We start from the raw sequence: 1,370 nt of genomic DNA on the forward strand, positions 1-1,370 counted from the left end.
CATCGACAATGCGATCGAACTCCGCTTCGGTGACGAAACCGAGTTCGAGCGCTGCCTGCCTGAGCGTCTGGTCGTGGTCCATCGCATGGTGGGCGATCTTCGAGGCCTTGTCGTACCCGATCACCGGCGCGAGCGCCGTGACGAGCATCAGCGATCGTTCGACGTATTCCTCGATCTTCTTCAGGTTCGGCCGCGTGCCTTCCACCAGGAAGCGCCGGAAGTTCGTGCACCCGTCGGTGAGCAGCGTGATCGACTGCGCGAGGTTATGGATCATCAACGGCTTGTAGACGTTCATCTCCAGGTAGCCGCCCGCGCCGCCGAAACCGACCGCGACGTCATTGGCCATCACCTGCACGGCGATCATCGTCAGGGCTTCGGCCTGGGTCGGGTTGACCTTGCCCGGCATGATCGACGAGCCCGGTTCGTTCTCCGGAATCAGCAGCTCCGCGAAGCCGGCGCGCGGACCGCATGACATCAGGCGAATATCGTTGCCGATCTTGTACAGCGACGCCGCCAGCGTCCTGAGCGCGCCGGACAGATGAATCAGCGCGTCGTGCGCGCCCTGAACCGTAAACTTGTTCGGTGCGCTCACGAACGGCAGGCCGGTGAGCGTCGCGATTTCGGCCGCCACGGCTTCCGCGAACCCGGGCGCGGCGTTGATGCCGGTGCCGACCGCCGTGCCGCCGAGCGCAAGATGACAGACGCCTTGCAGCGCAGCATCGAGCCGGGCGAGATTGTCCTGCAGCATGCCCGCATAGCCGGACCATTCCTGCCCGAGCGTGAGCGGTGTCGCATCCTGCATATGCGTGCGGCCGATCTTCACGATGTCCACCCATTCGGTGGCCTTCGCGTCGATCGCATCGTGCAGCTGGCGGACCGCGGGAATCAGGCGCCCGGTCGTATTGACGGCCGCGGCGATGTACATCGCCGACGGAAACGAGTCGTTCGACGACTGCGACATGTTCACGTGATCGTTCGGATGAACCGGGTGCTTGCTGCCCAGCGGTGTGCCGGCCAGCTGGCAGCAGCGGTTCGAGATCACCTCGTTTACGTTCATGTTGAACTGCGTGCCGCTGCCGGTCATCCAGACGTGTAGCGGAAACATGTCGTGATGCTGGCCCGCGAGGATTTCGTCGCAGGTCTGTGTAATCAGTTTGTGTGCAGCCGGGTCGAGCCGCTTGCCGGCAAGGTTCGCGTTGGCGGCCGCCTTTTTCAGCGTCGCGTAAGCCGTAATCATTTCGCGCGGAATCAGATCGTGGCCGATGCGGAAATGCTCGAGCGAGCGCTGCGTTTGCGCGCCCCATAGCTTGTCGGCGGGGACCTCGACTTCACCCATGCTGTCAGTCTCGGTGCGAACGTTACTCATTGCC

General features: G+C 63.4%; 1 protein-coding gene. It reads right to left on the bottom strand.

The genetic code is table 11. From position 1 onward, the window contains the following. On the bottom strand, positions 1–1,366 hold a 1,366-nt coding region (fumC, locus tag HV796_RS42380), incomplete at its 3' end, for a class II fumarate hydratase (protein WP_175233567.1). Between the last annotated feature and the right edge of the window lie 4 nt (positions 1,367–1,370).

It is taken from the genome of Paraburkholderia humisilvae, from assembly GCF_902859855.1.
Classification (GTDB): domain Bacteria; phylum Pseudomonadota; class Gammaproteobacteria; order Burkholderiales; family Burkholderiaceae; genus Paraburkholderia; species Paraburkholderia humisilvae.